Source organism: Clostridium sp. AM42-4 (assembly GCF_003480105.1).
Lineage (GTDB): Bacteria > Bacillota > Clostridia > Lachnospirales > Lachnospiraceae > Brotaphodocola.
Genome location: NZ_QUIK01000030.1, coordinates 3,899 through 4,384, shown reverse-complemented (window position 1 = coordinate 4,384; position 486 = coordinate 3,899). Strand labels below are relative to the sequence as shown.

The window sequence follows — 486 nt, the reverse complement described above, 5'->3', positions numbered from 1 at the left end:
AAAGTACCACTGACCGAGGTACAGGAGGATTTGAAGAAGCTGCGGGACATCCGCTACTGGGTACGGAAAGCCACACCCGGCACAGAGGAAAGTAAAGAGCCGCCTAAGAAGCAGCCCATCAAGGAAGTCTTGCAGGATAAGGCAGACGAGAAAAAGGCTCAAAGAACCGCCCCGGCACAGGCGAAACACAGACAACAGGATATGGAACTTTAACAGGCACTTGCCATTTTCAATCAGAGAATGTCAGGTGCTTTTCTTATTTTCAAGGAGGGATAGATTTGAATGTATTTGAAGCTGTGAAGCAGTCCGTCACAACAAGACAGGCTGCGGAGCATTATGGAATCCATGTAGGTCGGAACGGGATGGCTTGCTGCCCGTTCCATAATGATAAAACCCCAAGCATGAAGCTGGATCGGCGTTACCACTGCTTCGGCTGCGGTGCGGATGGGGATGTGATTGATTTTGCCGCCGCCCTGTATGGGCTGG

At 51.0% G+C, this 486-nt stretch carries 1 protein-coding gene and 1 pseudogene; both read left to right on the top strand.

All coding sequences use genetic code 11. The annotated features are described in order from the left end of the window. Positions 1–213 (top strand): annotated as a pseudogene (locus tag DW922_RS16435) (conjugal transfer protein); the annotation flags it as partial. A 65-nt stretch (positions 214–278) separates the two neighbouring features. Beyond that, positions 279–486, top strand: a 208-nt coding sequence (locus DW922_RS18185; RefSeq protein WP_243032276.1) for a CHC2 zinc finger domain-containing protein, incomplete at its 3' end; no start/stop codon positions are given.